This window comes from Methanolobus sp. ZRKC3 (assembly GCF_045291275.1).
In the GTDB taxonomy this organism is placed as follows: domain Archaea; phylum Halobacteriota; class Methanosarcinia; order Methanosarcinales; family Methanosarcinaceae; genus Methanolobus.
The window spans coordinates 2253430-2272508 of the sequence record NZ_CP146982.1 but is presented as its reverse complement, the minus strand read 5'-3'; the positions used below and the strand labels follow the sequence as shown (position 1 = coordinate 2272508).

At 45.9% G+C, this 19079-nt stretch carries 20 protein-coding genes; 16 read left to right on the top strand and 4 right to left on the bottom strand.

Annotated elements, in window-relative coordinates:
• Nucleotides 1-185: 185 nt before the first annotated feature.
• Nucleotides 186-986 carry an HAD family hydrolase gene (locus V7O66_RS11520; protein WP_406660461.1) on the bottom strand — a complete coding sequence of 267 codons (801 nt, stop codon included), beginning with the start codon at nt 984-986 and terminating at the stop codon, nt 186-188.
• Nucleotides 987-1096: 110 nt separating this feature from the next.
• Between V7O66_RS11520 and V7O66_RS11515 the strand changes: the two genes are divergently transcribed.
• The 5 genes from V7O66_RS11515 to speB all read left to right on the top strand — a co-directional run bounded on the left by V7O66_RS11515 (nt 1097) and on the right by speB (nt 5401).
• A complete protein-coding gene (locus tag V7O66_RS11515; RefSeq protein ID WP_406660460.1) occupies nt 1097-1795 on the top strand; it encodes a matrixin family metalloprotease in 699 nt (232 codons plus the stop codon).
• Entirely contained in the window at nt 1792-2157 is a 366-nt protein-coding gene (locus V7O66_RS11510; protein WP_406660459.1) for a methylated-DNA--[protein]-cysteine S-methyltransferase, read from the top strand. The genes V7O66_RS11515 and V7O66_RS11510 overlap by 4 nt, the downstream gene beginning before the upstream one ends.
• A 62-nt stretch (nt 2158-2219) precedes the next feature.
• Nucleotides 2220-3929 carry an aldehyde ferredoxin oxidoreductase family protein gene (locus V7O66_RS11505; RefSeq protein WP_406660458.1) on the top strand — a complete coding sequence of 570 codons (1710 nt, stop codon included), beginning with the start codon at nt 2220-2222 and terminating at the stop codon, nt 3927-3929.
• 188 nt (nt 3930-4117) lie between these two features.
• A complete protein-coding gene (locus V7O66_RS11500; RefSeq protein ID WP_406660457.1) occupies nt 4118-4501 on the top strand; it encodes a translation initiation factor IF-5A in 384 nt (127 codons plus the stop codon).
• Nucleotides 4502-4531: 30 nt separating this feature from the next.
• A complete protein-coding gene (gene speB, locus V7O66_RS11495) occupies nt 4532-5401 on the top strand; it encodes an agmatinase (protein WP_406660456.1) in 870 nt (289 codons plus the stop codon).
• Between the two features lie 18 nt (nt 5402-5419).
• Here the strand turns inward: speB and V7O66_RS11490 are convergent, their stop codons facing one another.
• The 3 genes from V7O66_RS11490 to V7O66_RS11480 form a co-directional block, all read right to left on the bottom strand.
• A complete protein-coding gene (locus V7O66_RS11490) occupies nt 5420-5947 on the bottom strand; it encodes a winged helix-turn-helix transcriptional regulator (RefSeq protein ID WP_406660455.1) in 528 nt (175 codons plus the stop codon).
• Nucleotides 5948-5954: 7 nt separating this feature from the next.
• Complete coding sequence (locus V7O66_RS11485; protein WP_406660454.1) at nt 5955-6218, bottom strand: hypothetical protein; 264 nt, start codon at nt 6216-6218, stop codon at nt 5955-5957.
• A gap of 75 nt (nt 6219-6293) precedes the next feature.
• Nucleotides 6294-7088 (bottom strand): hypothetical protein, encoded by a 795-nt coding sequence (locus V7O66_RS11480; protein WP_406660453.1) that lies wholly within the window; start codon nt 7086-7088, stop codon nt 6294-6296.
• 243 nt (nt 7089-7331) lie between these two features.
• Here V7O66_RS11480 and V7O66_RS11475 point away from each other — a divergent pair, with 243 nt between their 5' ends.
• From V7O66_RS11475 to V7O66_RS11425, 11 genes are all read left to right on the top strand, one after another.
• Nucleotides 7332-7982, top strand: coding sequence for an HVO_0476 family zinc finger protein (locus V7O66_RS11475; RefSeq protein WP_406660452.1), 651 nt, complete (start codon nt 7332-7334; stop codon nt 7980-7982).
• Nucleotides 7931-8596, top strand: coding sequence for a protein-L-isoaspartate O-methyltransferase (locus V7O66_RS11470; protein ID WP_406660451.1), 666 nt, complete (start codon nt 7931-7933; stop codon nt 8594-8596). The genes V7O66_RS11475 and V7O66_RS11470 overlap by 52 nt, the downstream gene beginning before the upstream one ends.
• A gap of 104 nt (nt 8597-8700) precedes the next feature.
• Nucleotides 8701-12321, top strand: a complete 3621-nt coding sequence (locus V7O66_RS11465; protein WP_406660450.1) for a hydantoinase B/oxoprolinase family protein — start codon at nt 8701-8703, stop codon at nt 12319-12321.
• 60 nt (nt 12322-12381) lie between these two features.
• Nucleotides 12382-12840 (top strand): bifunctional nuclease family protein, encoded by a 459-nt coding sequence (locus V7O66_RS11460; protein ID WP_406660448.1) that lies wholly within the window; start codon nt 12382-12384, stop codon nt 12838-12840.
• Between the two features lie 42 nt (nt 12841-12882).
• Nucleotides 12883-13590 (top strand): DUF1614 domain-containing protein, encoded by a 708-nt coding sequence (locus V7O66_RS11455; protein ID WP_406660446.1) that lies wholly within the window; start codon nt 12883-12885, stop codon nt 13588-13590.
• A gap of 49 nt (nt 13591-13639) precedes the next feature.
• Nucleotides 13640-14461, top strand: coding sequence for an imidazole glycerol phosphate synthase subunit HisF (hisF, locus tag V7O66_RS11450; protein WP_406660445.1), 822 nt, complete (start codon nt 13640-13642; stop codon nt 14459-14461).
• A gap of 10 nt (nt 14462-14471) precedes the next feature.
• Nucleotides 14472-14759, top strand: coding sequence for a MazG nucleotide pyrophosphohydrolase domain-containing protein (locus V7O66_RS11445; protein WP_406660444.1), 288 nt, complete (start codon nt 14472-14474; stop codon nt 14757-14759).
• A 97-nt stretch (nt 14760-14856) separates the two neighbouring features.
• Nucleotides 14857-15828, top strand: a complete 972-nt coding sequence (locus V7O66_RS11440; RefSeq protein ID WP_406660443.1) for a hypothetical protein — start codon at nt 14857-14859, stop codon at nt 15826-15828.
• Nucleotides 15821-16114 carry a hypothetical protein gene (locus V7O66_RS11435; RefSeq protein ID WP_406660442.1) on the top strand — a complete coding sequence of 98 codons (294 nt, stop codon included), beginning with the start codon at nt 15821-15823 and terminating at the stop codon, nt 16112-16114. Before V7O66_RS11440 ends, V7O66_RS11435 begins: the two co-directional genes overlap by 8 nt.
• Nucleotides 16115-16214: 100 nt before the next feature.
• Nucleotides 16215-18650, top strand: coding sequence for a DUF3656 domain-containing protein (locus tag V7O66_RS11430; RefSeq protein WP_406660441.1), 2436 nt, complete (start codon nt 16215-16217; stop codon nt 18648-18650).
• Entirely contained in the window at nt 18647-19066 is a 420-nt protein-coding gene (locus tag V7O66_RS11425) for a nucleoside 2-deoxyribosyltransferase (RefSeq protein ID WP_406660440.1), read from the top strand. Before V7O66_RS11430 ends, V7O66_RS11425 begins: the two co-directional genes overlap by 4 nt.
• Nucleotides 19067-19079: the final 13 nt, after the last annotated feature.

The following is a 19079-nucleotide window of genomic DNA, read 5'->3' as shown; positions in this document are numbered from 1 at the left end:
TTGTGTGGTGCGTACAAAACTGAGTGCTCAGAACTCTGCCCTTGACTGCTGACAACATAGCAATGATTTTTTTAAATAGATATAGTTGGATTATAGAACTCAGTACATAAACATTTCGCATAAAATTTCGCAGTGTTAACTTTAAAAAATGCCTATTGATTGCGAATCTTGTTTTTTAGCCAACCCTAAATTCCTGCGACAATGTTCACCACATCAAAAATGTCATCTATAATCACGTCTGCCGCATCACGCAGAACCGAAGGTCTTTCATCCCCCTGCTGCACAGTCATTATCCCAACATCAGCCGCCCTTAAAGCAAGGATATCATTCATACCATCACCTACCATGACAACGGAATCGTAACTTTGTTTAAGCTCCCGAATTATCCTTTCTTTATCACGGGTCGTGGCAACTCCATACACATAGCTCATTGGTATGCCCACAGAAGATGCGATCAGCTCAAGACCGGGATAGTCATCACCTGAGGCTATATAGACATCTGCACCCATTTCCCTGATACTGTCAATGGTTCTTGGTGTATTGGAATACATCCTGCCTCCCGTACTCAATACATAAGGAACAGGCGTTTTTTGAGAATCGACAATAATACCTGCGGCAACAAAGGAAATATCAGGGCAGTGACATCTTACAGTGGAAACTACCTCAAGAATATCATTCACTCTTACATCGCTTTTTTGCACTATGGAATAGATCTCCTCTACCTCAAATGGACTGCTGGCACAGCTTATGCCAAGAGAGATACCATAATGCTCTATGAAATCACGAAGCAGCATTTTTGAATCGCAATTGTTGATCTGTTCAAACCAGGAACGAATGACCACCAGTGCTCTGCCAGGCGCCTGAGATACCAGCAGAGTGGTTTGCACATCCTCAATAATGGAACCCGTATCATGCTCCTTTGCAACACGATACATCCGCATCAGTGTTCCAGCACTATCGAATACCACAGCAACACCTTTTCCCATAAGGAATCATTTTGGCATTCATACATATTTATCTTTACGTTTAGATAGGAAATTTTACTGGGAACTCACAAGTTATATGTAGAAAACAATGTAAACTCTATTAGAACAGTATGCTGAAGATCAAGAGAAACTGGGCAATAGCATTTGCGATATTATTGATATTCTTTTTCGCATCAGGGGAGAGCGTATATCCAAAACTCAACCCCATGCCGTGGGAGAACAAAACCATCACCGTATATATTGATGATGAGAATGTTCCGGAGCATTACAGCCCCACTTACAGGATACAGGTGGAAAAAGCACTCGAGTACTGGAGCAGTGGCGGGAATGACAAGCTGGAATACATACCTGAGTTCAAGTTAGTGGATGAGGATAACGCAGACATCCTCATCATGTGGGTGGAAAACCTTGAAGCTGACACCAGAGTACAGGACGGGGTTGCAGGTTTTGCACGACCTTACGAACGTAATAACAGGTATGAGCGGGTGGAAATAGTCCTAGAGGTTGGTAATTTCCAGGGATACGCCTGGAGACAGTACAGTGACACCACAATGCGTGACCTTGCCAGGCATGAACTTGGACATGCACTGGGGCTTGCGCATAGCAACGATAAAAAAGACATCATGTTCCCAAGTTATGAACAGAGGGACAATGTCAATCCCCTGTTACTCCAGGCTACGCGGCCGTTCCTGATACTGGGCGTAGCACTTGCATCAGCCCTCATATTATACAGAGGAGCCGGGTGGATGAGCTCCAAAAAAAGAAGGGAAGAACTGGAAAAAGAGCTCTTCGATGAGAAAAAGAAATGAACAAGAAAACTATCTATCAGGACATACTGCGATATTTCAGTGGAGAGAAGGTGGACCTCTCCTACTTCGAACCAGACCTTTCCAGCCTTACGGAGTTTCAGCAGAAAGTGCTCAATGAAGTCAGGAAGATACCATATGGAGAAACTAGCACATACTCCGAACTTGCCTGTAGAATAGGAAAAGAAGGAGCATCCCGGGCTGTAGGGGGTGCACTTGCAAAGAACCCGTACCCAATAGTGATACCATGTCACCGTGTAGTGTCAGCATCGGGAATCGGGGGGTTTTGCGGAGAGAGCTGCGGAGAAAAGGTTGAGTTGAAAAAGAAGATGCTGGAGATGGAAGGTGCAACTTCATCTAAATAATAAATTCTGTAAATAAATAGAGAATATAGTCAATCATTTCGAGAAGTGTTCTGGGGAAAAATATGTTTGGATGGACAGGAAGGACGGTAATAGTAGACCTTGGCAACAACTCGGTCACGGAACTGAAGACAGAAAAAAGTGAGGTGGATTCATTCATAGGCGGACGTGGTATGGGAGCCAGGTGGCTTAGCAAACTTGCAGATCCCACAGTCGACCCATTGAGCCCCGAAAACATACTGATATTCTCAACAGGACCGCTTACAGGAAGTTCTGCACCCATGTCCGGACATTTCGGTATCAGCACAATATCACCCCTGACAGGAACGATATTTGATACCAATGTAGGAGGATTCTTCGGGGCTGAACTTAAGCTTGCGGGATTTGATTCCCTGATAATCACCGGAAAAGCAGAAGAGCCCGTGATCATCCAGATATACGATGAAGAGGTGGAAATACTCCCTGCTGACTACCTCTGGGGAAAGAACAGCGCAGAGACCACAACCCTGCTTGAGGCAAAGGGAAATGTCCTGTGTATCGGCAGAGCCGGGGAGAAGATGATACCCATGGCCAGCATGATCAACGACCATATCTACTCCAGCGGAAGAGGAGGGCATGGAGCCGTTGCCGGCTCGAAGAACCTCAAGGCGCTTGTGGTAAAAGGTACGAATAAAATAGAGATAGCCGATAGCGAAGCTTTTGACAGGACAGTTGATAAAATTAACAAAATGCTTGTGGCAAATCCTCCTGCCTCGAAAGGACTTGCAGAATACGGCACTCCAGTATTTGTGAACCTGCTCAGCCACATGGGAATACTTCCAGGCAACAATTTCAGAAAAAGGAACTTTGATGCTGCAGACAGGCTTTCCGGAGAATCTATCAAAAAGAACTATGATGTGCAACAGACCCCATGCCAGGCATGCTCCATTGGGTGTAAAAGAGCATTTATGGACGGAAAAGCCGTTCCGGAATATGATGCAATATGGGCATTCGGGCCCAATATAGTCAATGATGACCTTGACCTTGTTACCAGCCTGAACGATATATGTCAGGACTATGGTATGGACCCCATATCATGCGGTGCTGCAATTGCCGCATACATGGAGGTGAATTCACCAGACATGGAAAGTATCGACCCTCAGAAATTGCTCAAGGATATTGCCGAAGGTAATAGTGAACTGTCCAGGGGAACAAAAGCATACCTTTGCTCAAAGCAGGCAGAATCCAGTAGCATGACTGTCAAGGGGCTTGATATACCAGGCTACGACCCACGGGAAATGTTAGGAATGGCACTTGCATATGCCACCTCGAATCGCGGAGCCTGTCATTTGAGTGCCTTCATGGCTGGCCCTGAGCTTATCGGGAAACCCGTACTCCTTAACAGGCAGAGTTTTGCAGGCAAGGCTGCCCTGGTACAGCATTTCCAGAATCTTGCTGCACTGATAGATTCTCTTATACTCTGTCCATTCATATCCCTTGCAATCGGAGAAGTCGAACTTGCAGCACTTATAACTGCGGTCACTGGAGTGAATTACTCCTCTGAAGAACTGCTGCGCTGTGGCGAACGCATCTACAACCTTGAAAGGGCCTTCAATATCAAAGCCGGATTCTCAAAGGAAGAAGATATGCTACCCGAGCGGTTCTTCGCTGAAGATGGATTGGAAAGAACTGAATTCGAAAAGAGTATGCTGGATTATTACCATTTCAGAGGATGGGACAATAACGGGAATCCCACTGACAAAAAATTGCAGGAACTAGGACTCGAAATAAATTAAGAATGACCTGTGAAAGCGAATATACATACGATTTGATTTAAATAGTTTTATGTGATACTGCCAGCTATATATTATTCGCCGCTTATTGGGAAAATAAGAGGTAAATTCATATATAAAAATGTGAGTTATAACTCACGATAATCAAATTTATTGTAATTATTTAATCCATCCAATTTGGAGACTTATAAATGAAAGTACAAGTCGAAGTTAAAGAACTTAAAGAGGGAAAATACGTCATTGTTGATGATGAACCATGTTCAATCAAAAGCATATCAAAATCAAAGCCAGGTAAACACGGTTCAGCAAAAGCAAGAATCGATGTTATCGGTCTTTTCGACAACCAGAAGAGATCAATCGTAAGTCCTGTTTCTGATAAGATATACGTCCCTATCGTAGAGAGAAAGAATGCACAGGTACTTTCCATTTCAGGAAATGTTGCCCAGCTCATGGATATGGGAGACTTTTCAACACTTGAGCTCGCCATTCCTGACCAATACAAGGACAGGGTCCTGGAAGGAGAAGAAGTCAGCTACCTTACCGCAATGGGTAAGATGAAGTTCGATCTGAGATAATCCTATCTCATTTCCTAATTTTCTTAAATTATGTTCTACAAGCCTGAAATGATGGATGCCCTGGCAGATTACGAATCTGCCAGATACATTATCTTCGGAGTTCCTTTTGATGGAACATCATCGTATCGCTCAGGGAGCCGTTGGGCACCTGATGCCATGCGAAAGGCTTCAGAGAATTTTGAGACATATAATCAATATTTTGACGTGGATTTTGAGGACCTGCTAATTCATGATGCAGGAAATCTCGAGCCCTATTCTTCTGTAGACCAGACCCTTGAAGATCTTTCCTTTGCGGTAAAACCCATAGTTAACGATGGGAAGATACCGATCATGATGGGAGGAGAACATTCACTCACCCTGCCCTGTGTAAAAGCATGCGCTGAAAAAGCAGGTGATGACTTCGGGGTTGTTGTACTGGATGCCCACTTTGACCTGCGTGAGGAGTACGGCGGCATCAGGAACAATCATGCGTGCGTGTCAAGGCATATCCTCGAAGAGGTTACGGACAATTACGTAACCATAGGGGTTAGAAGCGGACCAAAGGAAGAATGGGTATTTGCAAAAGAGAACAAAGTCAAGTACTTCACATCCGATGATGTACGCGAGATAGGCATCCGGGAAGTTATTGCAGAAACTCTGGAATACCTTGATTGCACTCAAATATACCTCTCCCTGGATATGGATGCACTGGACCCATCTTATGCTCCCGGCCTAGGGACACCGGAACCCTTCGGACTGACAGATATCGATGTACGGGAAGTTATACGAATCCTCGCACCAATGTCAATTGGTTTTGATGTTGTGGAAATTGCACCTGAATATGATAACGGCATAAGTGCATTGCTTGGTACCAAGCTGTTGCGTGAATTCATTGCAGCACATGCTGCCAGTGAGAAATAGACCTTTAATAAGGCAGATTCATTTCTTTTTAGCATCCATTTCCCACACTTCGATGAAATTGTCCAGTAAACGATCAAGAAAACTACCCTTGTAGCTTATCATCAACCCTGCGACCTTCGACGGGTCTGTGATTTCGTATTTACTGGTCCTGCCACATTTCTTCTTTTCCAGAATACCAGCAGCTATCAGCTTATTCAGATGCCAGCTAATGGTAGACGGAGAAAGTCCGATGGCTGATGCAAGCTCTTTGTTGTTCATGCCCGGCATCTTCATAAGGTGTACCAGAATGTGCCTGCATGCCTTTCTTCTTAAAAGTGAAAGTATGTTCTTATCAGATTCGTCCAGAATACGGTCCCGAACAAAATAACGTACATGTTGCTCTTCCCTTAAAGAAGAAATGATATTATGTTCTTCCATGTAATGAAGGTGATACTGCAGATTACCCACTGCTATGCCGAGCTTTCGCTCAAGTTCTCGCAGGTGAATTCCAGGGAATTCCTGTATTGCTTCGAATATCCTTTTTCGGGTATCCAGTTCGAATTCCATTTAGTACCTACTCTCTTATCAGCATTGCAAAAAAGAACAGCAACAGTACGACAAAATTGAGCACACTGCCCATTATCTCAACCCTTTCCCCCATTACAGGAAATAAAGACTCTGCCGAATCAAGGAATCCCATGAGGAAATAGGCGAAAAAGGCTGCAGTGACCAATATCAGTTTTTTTCGCCTCTCCCTAATATAAGCAAGAAGAGAGATAGAAAAGAGAAATAACGCCAGTATGCTCGAGAGCAACACGATCAAATTGTCCATTTCCATGTGAAAGGATCACCTCTAAAACAGATCAATATCCATTATCCAGCATATAGGAAAAAGAAGACCAGAGGTCTTCTCTCATTCAGTTGTTATGTCTATAAGCTCTACCCGGGATTCCCCACCCTTTGTGGCTACCTCGAGTAACAGGCCGACATCCATGGCATAGTACTTGTTCTCCTCAGCGGCTGGCTCAAGAGGGGTCCATTCCCTTGTCTGCAGACAGTTGTCAAAGGAACCGTATCCCACAGTTACAGATTCAGTCAGGCTGAGCACCTCTGCCATGTCCTCAGCTTCACCCTCATAGTATTCCTGTTGATAGATATCCCCTACTTGAGGATCTCCTTTCACAAGGATTCCGGGCTCTGCACCATCCACGCCGCCCTCCCAGGAGCCTGCAGTGCTTACTACCTCACCGTCCTCATATTCCTTGGTGTCCTCACCAAAGTACCAGACATTGCCGTCCTCATCCTGTGCATACCAGTCGAATGTGTCCTCAACGAGTTCTCCGTCTTCCCATTCACGTTCGCGGATAACTGTTGTTGTCACACCCATTATCTCCTTTGTCTGGTCGGTGACATACAGTTCGACCCTGACATCCTCCCCATCAGACACACCTTCATAGATGAAAGTAGTACCTACTGCCAGTGGGAAATATGGATTGTCAATTACCCCTACAAAATCCTCGGGGTCTATCAGTGGTTCGGATTCGTCATCTTCTTCTGAATCGCCCATTATTTCCTCACTCACATCATCTATGATCCCCTCAGCATCTATGTCCTCGTCTATGGATGGTGCCTCGGTACATCCTGACAGAAAGATGATACTGATAACCAATGCCGTTATCACTAGTCTTTTCGCTAATTTTGCTTTCATACAATATCCTCCCACATTTGTAATCGTTCTGGAAATACAAAGTGAACAATATAATTTCTACCATTAAGCATAATAATTATTCTGGTACAAGGGTCGAACATTAACACAGGTTATCCATGTACTGAAAATAAGGAAGTCAAATGAGATATCCAGAGCACAATACAGAACAGATGAAAAAATGGAACATTTCAAATTATAGTTAAGTATATACCTGCTCCAGACAATGGGTAGATGATTAAGATCATGAATGATGAAGTAGAAGTAGTATGTCCTTCATGCTCACCTAAAATAGAGGTGATGCATGATGTTTTGAAGTCCGGCCAGAATCCTGTGGTCGAGTGCCAGGAATGTGGCAGTGTGCACCCCACGACCATCGAAAGGCCAAAGGTAGTTAATGTCAAGGTTATTATCAGCAAGAGAGATGAGTCTTTTACCTGTATGAACCGCATGACCTCCGAAGATATTGTGAGAATCAATGATGAACTGATAATCGATGACGGGAAATCAGACGATGTGTACCCGATACTCGTGAGCTCCATAGAAGCAGGGGACAGAAGACCTGAAGTCGCAAATGCAACCGATATTGATACTATATGGGGAAGAGCTATTGACGAAGTTGTTGTCAAGGTAGCCATACATCAGGGAAAAAGTACCAGACCACTGGAAAAGAGAGTTCCTGGCGGATACGAGTTCACAGTTGGTGAAACCGATACATTGGAGGGGACAAAGTACCGTATCACCAAGATAAAGATCAGAGATGGAAGCATGGTTTCAAGAAAGGGGACAGTTATTGAAGCAAAATTCATCAAGAGGGTCTTTGCGGAAGAAGTGAAGGTAAGAGGATGGGGGGAGGGGAAAACAGCGTGGAGTATGAAGAGGAACGAGCGCTACTAATTGAGTCACTCAAAAGGCATGGGATCAGCGAAAGAGTACTCTCAGCAATGAGAGAGGTCCCAAGGCACCTTTTTGTGCCTGAGAACAGGCGTAATCAAGCTTATGTGGATAGTCCTTTGCCCATAGGCCACTCACAGACCATATCTGCACCACATATGGTTGCGATCATGTGTGACCTGCTTGACCTTAAGGAAGGACAAAAAGTACTTGAGATCGGTGCAGGATCAGGATATAACGCAGCAGTGATGTCACGTCTTGTGGGAAACACAGGGATGGTCTATTCAATAGAAAGGATAGAAGCGCTGGCTGATTTTGCACAGAACAATCTCATGAATGCAGGATATAATAACGTGAAGATAATCCTGGATGACGGTTCCCTCGGATATCCCCAGGAGGCACCATTTGACAGGATATGTGTGACTGCATCTGCCCCTGATACCCCGCAACCTCTGGTTGACCAGCTAAGATCCGGAGGATTGATGGTGATTCCCGAAGGTGATTCATACCAGCAGCTCTTTGCTATCAAAAAGAAGGCTGATGGCACTGTCACCAAGGAAGAATGGGGAGGAGTTATATTCGTGCCCATGATAGGAAAGTATGGCTTCGATGTTTAACTAAAAGCTTAATTCCAAATCTTTTTTGCGGAAAAATTATATGAAGAGCTGAGCTTATCTAAAAACACATTCTGATTTTTATTTAATACAAAATGTGAAAGGCAATGGCTTCAAAAAATACATCCTGGCAATTCTGGATAGACCGTGGTGGAACTTTTACTGATATCGTGGCAAGGACACCTGAAGGAGAACTCCTGACCCACAAACTGCTTTCTGTTGACCCGGAACATTACAATGATGCAGCAATGCATGGTATCAGAAAGATACTCGGCATCAGGGATTCAGAATCACTGCCAACTGAGATCATCTCTTCTGTCAAAATGGGCACCACAGTAGGAACAAATGCTTTACTGGAACGCAAGGGCGAGCCCACAGTACTTGTGACCAATCGGGGATTTAGGGACGTACTGCGCATAGCCTACCAGAATCGCCCGGACATATTTGCACTGGACATAAGGCTGCCTGAGCTCCTCTATGAAGATGTTGTCGAGATAAGCCAGCGCCAGGGTGCCCACGGTGAACTGATAATGCCCCTGGATACTGAACAGGCACGCCATGAACTTGAAAAGGTCTTTGCTACAGGGATACGCTCACTTGCCATCGTGCTGATGCATGCCTACCGATATCCGGATCATGAGCTTGAACTCAAAACAATTGCAGAGGAAATAGGCTTCACCCACATCTCCATTTCCCATGAGGTCAGCCCCCTCATGAAATTTGTCAGCAGTGGGGAGACCACCGTGGTTGATGCATACCTGTCCCCTGTACTGAAAAGATACGTTGATATGGTCACATCCAGCCTACAGGAAGGTGGAGACGAAACGAGTTTGATGTTCATGCAGTCAAACGGCGGACTTACAGATGCCCGTTACTTCAGAGGAAAGGACTGCATACTTTCCGGACCAGCTGGCGGTATAGTCGGAGCTGTCAGGACATCGGAAATGGCAGGATTTGACAGGATAATAACATTCGATATGGGAGGCACCTCCACGGATGTTGCACACTACAGCGGAGAATACGAAAGGAGTTTTGAGACCGAGATCGCCGGAGTGCATCTGCGCTCACCCATGCTTCACATCCACACCGTGGCAGCAGGAGGAGGCTCGGTCCTGCATTTCGATTCAGGAAGGTTTCGGGTGGGACCGGATTCCGCAGGTTCTGAACCCGGGCCCGCATGTTACAGAAAGGGCGGCCCACTGACCGTTACAGACTGCAATCTTATGCTTGGAAAGATACAAACTGCATACTTCCCCCACGTCTTTGGAAGAGAAGGTAACATGCCCCTTGACATGGAAGTTGTAAAGCAGAAATTCACAGAACTTGCAAGGGAGGTCAGTTCATACACAGGTGAAGTTCATACGCCAGAGCAGGTTGCTGAGGGTTTCCTGATGATCGCTGTGGAGAACATGGCAAACGCCATCAAGAAGATATCCATCCAGAGAGGTTACGATATCAAGGACTATACTCTCTGCTGCTTCGGAGGAGCCGGAGCTCAGCATGCATGCAGAGTGGCTGATTCACTGGGGCTGAAGAAAATTGTCATTCATCCGCTTGCAGGTGTACTCTCTGCATATGGAATGGGACTTGCAGATCAGAGAATACTCAAAGAGCATGCGGTCGAGGAGATCCTTGACATTGAACTCATCCCAAGACTTAAAGCAGATATCTCGAAACTTGAATCAATTGGTAAGGACGAAATGCGCTTACAGGGTGTCCCTGATGAGAGAATGGACACCCTTCACAGGGTACAGCTGAAATATCAGGGGACGGACACAGCGCTGTTACTTGATATGAATGACCTGGAGTCCGTAGTGAATGCCTTTAACACCGAGCACAAAAAACGTTTCGGCTTCATTGTCGAGGGCAAAGAGCATGTGGTGGAATCCGTTTCTGTGGAGGTGATCGGAAGGGGCGAAACACTTTGCGAAACGGGAGATACGCAATTTGAGGAAAAAGAGAACGCTCTTGATGGACATGTAAATCTTTTCAGCTACGGAAAAATACACAGGACACCCATATTCCTACGCAAATGTATTGCACCCGGGGCGGACATCACAGGCCCTGCCATAATTATTGAAGATAATACCACTGTTGTCATCGAGCCTGCGTGGAAGGCAGCAGTCACAACAAATGCTAACATGCTGCTCACAAGAGAAGATGCAGTTGTGGAAATTGAAGAAATAGGTACCGATGCTGACCCTGTGATGCTTGAGATATTCAACAGCCGCTTCATGTCAATTGCAGAGCAGATGGGATACACGCTCCAGAACACAGCCTATTCCGTGAACATCAAGGAAAGACTTGACTTTTCATGCGCCTTGTTCGACAGAGATGGAAACCTGATAGCCAACGCCCCCCATATTCCTGTGCACCTTGGGTCCATGGGTGAAAGTGTGAGGTCAGTTATCAGGCAATTCGAGGACATGAAACAGGGAGATGCGTACATGCTTAATTCCCCCTTTGACGGTGGAACACACCTTCCCGATATTACCGTGGTAACACCTGTTTTTTACAGGAATGAACTGGTGTTCTACGTTGCAGCAAGGGGGCACCATGCCGACATAGGAGGGATCAGTCCCGGATCAATGCCCCCAAACAGTTCCCATATCGAAGATGAAGGGCTGCTGACCCGGGGATTCAAACTCATGGAAGAAGGACAGTTCCGTGAAAAAGAGCTTGAAGACTGGTTGCTCCGGGGCAAATATCCGGCACGCAATCCCCCGCAGAATATAGCTGACCTGAAGGCACAGGTTGCAGCCAATGAAAAGGGAGCTGAAGAGCTGAATAGACTTGTCAGGCAGTTCTCACTTGAAACCGTGAACGCTTACATGCAGCACGTACAGGATAATGCAGAAGAGGCTGTGAGGAAGGTCATTCATCTGCTTGAAGATGGAGAAGCCGAGCAGATCTTCGATGACGGAAGTATCATCAAAGTAAAAGTGAGCATTGATCGTGACAGGCGAAAAGCCATGGTCGATTTTACAGGAAGCTCAGAGCAGCATCCCGGCAACCTGAATGCGCCGGCTGCAGTCTGTAAGGCTGCTGTGCTCTATGTGTTCAGGACCCTGGTACATGAGGACATACCGCTTAACCAGGGCTGTCTCAAACCAATCGAGCTGATAATACCCGAAGCGAGCATGCTTAATCCTGTTTATCCGGCTGCAGTGGTCGCAGGGAATGTCGAGACCTCACAACACATAGTTGATGCACTGCTGGCAGCCCTGGGAGTGATGGCAGGTTCACAGGGAACCATGAACAATTTCACATTCGGCAACCATGAATTCCAGTATTATGAGACCATCTGCGGGGGATCAGGTGCAGTTGACGGGTTCCACGGTAGTGATGCTGTGCAGACCCACATGACCAATTCCAGGATAACTGACCCCGAGGTGCTTGAGTGGCGTTTTCCGGTGTTACTGGATGAGTTCTCCATCCGCAGAGGAAGTGGCGGAAAAGGTGAGTATATGGGAGGGGACGGAACCATCAGGAAGATACGCTTCAATGAACCCATGAATGCAGCCATCATCTCAAGTCACAGGGAAGTTCCACCTTCCGGCCTGAAAGGTGGAGAGGATGGAAAAACAGGCCACAACTACGCCGTCAGGAAAAACGGAGAACTGCTTGAACTTGAAGGAAAGGCAGAGGTCAGGATGAAAGCAGGAGATGTTTTTGTCATTGAGACTCCAGGTGGCGGTGGATTTGGAATGATGAAAAATGTTAAGTAAGGATGCAGCCAAATTTATTATTGTAATTCATAAGGAATGCATCAAAAGAAAATCGATATTATGAACCCTGCTGAAGACATAAAAGAAATCACCGTGAAAGGCGTGTACATGCTCAGTATGATGGGGAAAACAGTTCCTGCGGTTATGCTGGAGGATGAAGAGGGGAATCTTCTGCCGATAAATATTGGCAATTCGGAAGCTGTTTCCATCAATTCGGTCATGAAGAAGGAAACCATGCCACGCCCAATGACCCATGATCTTATGGACAGTATGATAAAACGACTTGGAGTGAAGGTCGAGGGCGTACTTATCGATGAGAAGGTAGATAGCGTATACTATGCAATGCTGATGCTTAATAAGGATGGTGTCAGGATGGAATTCGATGCAAGGCCAAGCGATTGTATTGCCATTGCCCTGCGGGATGAAGCCCCTATCATGATAGATTCGGAGCTTTTCGCCAATGACTCCGTGAGCAAGGATCAGTTCCACAGTTCAAGGGATGGCGTCACCCTAGAGTGATGGAAGAATGACAAAAAGTGATCTTGCCAGGATAATAATTCCATGAGACATCGTATATTCTACAACCCTTTCCAGTTCATCTTCACGCTCATCCTGGGCCTCATACTTGCCTTTAGTGTGACCATACTGTTCTTTGGGCTTGCTAGCACTGCTTTTGCAAGGATAGGTTTCTCCTGGAGCGATGCTTTCCTCCTGCTGTTCATTTCCCTTGTTGGAAGCAATGTGAACATACCCCTTACGACCATAGAGTCGGAAATACCCATGGAGAACCAGAAGTATGTGAAGGTATTCGGGGTCTCGTACAGAGTGCCCTTCAAGCAGACCTTCAGGACAAAGACAACTGTAGCAGTGAACATGGGCGGAGCTATAATTCCCACCATGGTCTCCCTCTACCTGCTCAGCATTTTCCCGGAGGCTTTTACCTACTGTGTGTCAGCGATCCTATTCGTGACCGTCGTAACAAAACTGGTGGCACGTCCTGTAAAGGGTGTGGGGATAGTCTCACCTGCACTCATCCCCCCACTGGCAGCAGCACTGGGCTCCACCATATTGATATCTGCAGCCCAGGCAGACCCCAATCTGCTTTTCGTAACGGCCTACATCAGCGGCACCATGGGCACCCTCATAGGTGCAGACCTGCTCAACCTCAAGGCAATTACAAAAATAGGGGCACCTGTTGTGAGTATTGGCGGTGCCGGCACCTTTGATGGAGTCTTCCTGTCAGGGGTTATTGCGGTGTTGTTGGTTTGAGGGTGAATGTAACAACCTATTAATAGCAGATATTCTTCATAATCAGTACATGCTCACAAAAAGAATCATACCATGTCTTGATGTAACGCTTGACGAAGCCGGGGGAACGGTTGTCAAGGGCATTGAATTTGTTGATCTGAGGAAAGCCGGGGACCCTGTGGAACTTGCGAAAAGGTACAATGAACAGGGTGCTGACGAGCTTGTTTTTCTGGACATTACCGCATCCCATGAGGGAAGGGGGACCATGGTGGATGTCATAGAAAGGACGGCAGATGAGGTATTCATACCGCTGACAGTTGGAGGCGGGATCAACTCCATTGAGGACGTACGCCAGATACTGCGTGCTGGTGCTGACAAGGTATCCGTCAATACCGCTGCTGTGAAAAATCCCCAGCTTATCAGGGAAGCATCCGAGATCTTCGGCGCCCAGTGCATAGTTACTGCCATCGATTGCAGAAGGAATACCAATGTTGAGGACAACGCCGATAAGACCATACTTGAGCTGGAAGATGGTACCCCTGCATGGTATGAGGTCGTTATCTATGGCGGACGCGAGCCAACCGGACTCGATGCGGTGCAATGGGCGAAAAAGGTGGAAGAGCTCGGTGCCGGGGAAATACTGCTTACAAGCATGGCCAGGGACGGTACCTACGATGGTTTTGATATTCCAATCACAAGAAAACTCTCAGAGGAACTCGAGATACCCATCATAGCCTCCGGTGGAGCAGGCAATCCTGAAGACATATACAATGGTTTTATTGATGGGAAGGCTGACGCTGCCCTTGCTGCAAGTATTTTCCACTTTGGAGAGTACACGGTCAGGGATGTCAAGGAACATCTGAAGGAAAAGGACATACCTGTAAGGCTTTAGAGTGGTCCACATGGAAATCGCAGAATTCCAGAAGTTCATGTTCGACCTCTACGCCCACAATGACAAGAAGAGAGGTGCAGCAGCCACCACTCTCTGGCTCGTTGAGGAAGTTGGCGAGCTGGCAGAAGCCATCCGCAGGGATGACAGGGAGAACATAAGGGAAGAGCTTGCAGATTGTTTTGCCTGGGTAGGCGCTCTTGCAAATCTCTACGATATTGATCTTGAAGCAGCTTTTCTTGAAAAATATCCGGGCAAGTGTCCGGGATGTGAGAAGAATCCGTGCATCTGCACGGATTGATCACTTTTTAGCACACATACTGCATATTTTTTCATATCCATTCATACTTTTCAGAATGATTATATATCAACAGTGGATACTCTAAATGGGTGTATTCATGAGGAAGTATAGTAAAATTTTAACAGATCTCCTGCTGATATTGCTCATAGTCTCAGTTTCCATGGCAACAGGAGGATGTCTGAGGGACTTTGAAAGTCAGAGCAATTACAGGATCACAGATATGGAGATCTCTGCCGATAACATCAAGAGTTCCTATGTTGATTTTTCCATAACGAGCTATGTGGACAACATGGGTGGCGACAGTAAAGAGAACACCACCCTGATGCTCAAGGCATTCAGCAGGGACACAGGATTACTGGAACTGTCACAGGAAGAACAGGTAGGCATTATCGATAAGGACAGCACCGCCATCATAGAGCAGACCATAAGGCTTCCGAAAAAGGGAAGCTACAGGATAGAGGCAACCCTTTTTGAAGGCGATAAGAGAAAATCATTCTCTCAGGTCACACTCTATGACCTTGACAATCTTGCCACTGACCTGGAAGAGGTCGGGATAGAGATAGACGGGATAGACTTTATCGTGAAGAAGGTCACAAATTCAGGAGTTGTCATAGAGAACGACATCTACCTGAAAAATGAGGGAGCGGACACCAGTTCCAATTACAAGATGCTTGTGAAGGCCAGGGAGATGGACGCAAGGCTCATAGCCGATAAGAAGTGGACCAGTACCGGGAAGATAGAACCCGAAGCCACCGTTATCAAGAATGTGAACCTCACAGTGCCTGACAATTACAACTATGTCGTTGAAGTTGTGATATGGGACGGGGACACCGTGGTCAAGAAAGGTGAGGACTACGTGCAACTGGACCCCGAGAGAACCATAGACAGGGGACAGAAGGTAGAGAAAAAGCAGATAAGGACTGACGATTTCGTAACCGATATGGTTTATGAAGAAGCACCAATGGAAGAATACGCAGGTGATGAGGCAGCTCCCGGATTCGGATTGCTCACAGCACTGGTAGCCACAATGTTTGCGATATTCCTGGCAAGGAGGGGGAAGAATGACTGAGGAGAAGGAAACATATAAACAGGACATGCCAAAGGTCGAAAATGCAAAAAGTCGGGAGAAAGCAGTGGACAAGAACCCTGAAGACTACTTCCGGTGGGGAGTGTTCCTGACAACAATGCTGCTGATAGTCATAGCGGCACTACAACTTTACTTCACCCTGGACGACGTGATACGGATCTGGTTCGAATACCAATATGTGTCCATGATAAAAGCATTGTACAACATTTTCATAATAGTGGTCTGTGTATATATCATGCGTTTGTTCGTATTCAGGAAACAGGCATAAGCCTGTCCTTCTTCTTTTTCCTTTTCTGTTTTTTATTTTAGTTTTAATTTTGGTCTTCATTTTTATATAGCATCCCTGAGTATACTGGAAAGTTCATATCATGATTAAACCAGAACTTCTTGCCCCTGCCGGGAATATGGAATCACTCATTGCTGCAGTACAGAATGGTGCCGATGCAGTCTATCTGGGAGTTGAGGATTTCAGTGCAAGGGCCTATGCAGGCAATTTTACTCTTGAAGATTTCAAGGAAGCACTGGACTACGCCCACCTCAGGGGAGTTAAGGTCTATGTAACGCTGAATACTCTCATCAAGGACAGCGAGCTTGAAAAAGCCGTGAACCTGATGTACACCCTTGACGAGCTTGGCACAGATGCTATCATAGTCCAGGATATGGGACTGCTGTCGCTTGCAAGGAAACTCGTGCCTGAGCTGCCGGTTCACGCAAGCACCCAGATGACACTACACAATAGCGAAGCTGTGCGCTTCCTGCAGGACATGAATGTTGAAAGGGTTGTGCTTGCCAGGGAAATGGCAATTGATGAGATCAAAGCCATCAGGCAGGAGACAGGTGTCGAGATCGAGGCATTCATCCATGGTGCCATGTGTATCTGTTACTCCGGACAATGCCTCATGAGTAGTATGATAGGTGGCAGGAGCGGCAATCGAGGACACTGTGCACAGCCATGCCGGAAAAAGTACAGGCTCCTAAAAAGCGGTAACGAAGTAAAGGCCCCTGGTAAATTCCTATTAAGTCCAAAGGACCTGAACACTTCAAAGATACTCCCTGAGCTCATAGAGGCAGGTATTGATTCTTTCAAGATCGAAGGGCGTATGAAGCGCCCGGAATACGTTGCAGGTGTAGTGCGCATATACCGCAGGCTCATTGACAGGTATATAGAAAACCCTGATAGATACTCTGTATCAAGGGACGAAGCAACAGAACTCACACAACTTTTCAACCGGGAATTCACCAGCGGATACTTCAAAGGCAACCCCGGGGACAAACTCATGAGCCGGGAAAGACCCTATAACCGGGGAATACTGCTTGGAAAAGTTGAAGCCTATGACCGAAAGTACAGGAGACTGGACCTTAAGCTGCTGGATAAACTGGAAGTTGGGGACGGGATAGGATTTGAGGGCAGCAGGGATGCAGGTGCCATTGTCCAGCGCATGTACAGGAAGGGAAAAGCTGTAACATTAGCTGGTAAAAATGAACTCATCTCCATTCCCTTTGAAGAGGAAATTGGAAGGGGAACAGCTGTTTACAGAACACAGGACAGCTCCCTGATGAAAGACCTACAGACTTCCTATAAACACGGGAATCTTAGAAAAATATCTGTTTCCATTAAAGCAAAGGCAAAGATTGGGGAATATTTTGAGATACTCATACTGGATGAGGACGGAAATGAAGCCAGAGCGGTGTCCGATTACATGGTTGAACCTGCACAAAAAAGAGCAAGTGGCAAAGAGGACATCAAAAAACAGCTTGCTAAACTCGGGAACACTGTTTTTGAGCCAAAAATAATCGAAATTCAAATGGAAGAGAATATTTTCCTCCCCATCAAGAGCATGAATGATGCCAGAAGTCAGGCTGTTTCAACTCTTGAAAAAATGAGAGTTGAGAAATGGAGAAGAAACAAGCATAGCCCATACCTGCATCAGAAGAGTACAGCTATTTCCGAATCATGTAAGCCCCTTATCGCAGTAAGTGTAGACGATACAGGCAAGCTTCAAAATGCCATTTCAGGCGGTGCAGACATCATTTATTATGACGTGGAAAACTGTAGCGGTATTGAGGAACAAATTACGGGAATCCAGGAAGCTGCTGACATATCAACCGTACCAATATACCTGCACAGTCCTGTCATTGTAAAAGATAATGAGATGGATGAATTTGAGAGACTGATACTTACTGCAAAGGAAACTGGTTTTGAAGGGGTTATCGCAGCAAACCATGGCACATTAAGAAGATGCCTGGAATCGGGTATCAGAACAATTGCAGACAGCACACTCAATGTATTCAACCGTGAAACTGCGGCAGTATTCCTCGATAAAGGGAGCGAGCTTGCAGTACTCTCACCTGAGATGAACGCAGACCAGATAAGAGAGATAAGCCAGGATATGAAAAGCGAATGCATAGTTCACGGAAGTTTACAGGTAATGGAATCAGAGCATGGTCTTATCTCAGGCCTTCAGTCAGGAAGGAAAAAGGAAACTACCTTTGCTGAGGGTCATGAGCTTGTGGATGAGAAAGGATTCGCTTTTCTGCTTAAGACAGATTCCAGAAACCGTACACATGTTTTTAATTCAAAGGAGCTGTGCATGCTGGAAGATGTTGAACAGCTTGTGAAAACAGGAACTTCAAGATTGAGAATAGATGCAAGAGAGATGAAGCATTCGTATGTGGAAAAGGTCACGCGCTCATACAGGGAAGCAGTTGACCAGTGTTTCGAAGCCACTGGAAAAAAGCGTTTGCATTGCAAGAACATCTCAAAAGAATACACAAGGGGACATTTCCACAGAGGAGTACTATGAAGATATTTCTCTCGGCTTCAATACGCGGTGGCAGGGACTTGCTCCCAACATACATGAAGATGCATGAATTCCTGCAAAATGAGGGGCATGAGGTATTAAGCTGGCACGTTGCCGACCCGGAGCTTGAAAAAACAGAGTCTGTAATGTCCGAGCAGGAGATATACCAGCGTGATATGGATTTTCTCAGAAATGCGAAATGCGTGATAGCAGAACTAAGTACTGCATCAACGGGAGTTGGCTATGAGATATGCAGTGCCCTGCAGCTTGGATTGCCTGTACTTTGCCTGTATTTACCCGATGCCAATGTTTCTGCCATGATACTTGGTAATGACAGCAAGTTGCTAAAATGCAGAATGCATGGAAATTTTGGAGAGCTTGAAAAAGAGATTACTACATTTCTTGATGAAATGAAATGATTTTTTAAGCAAT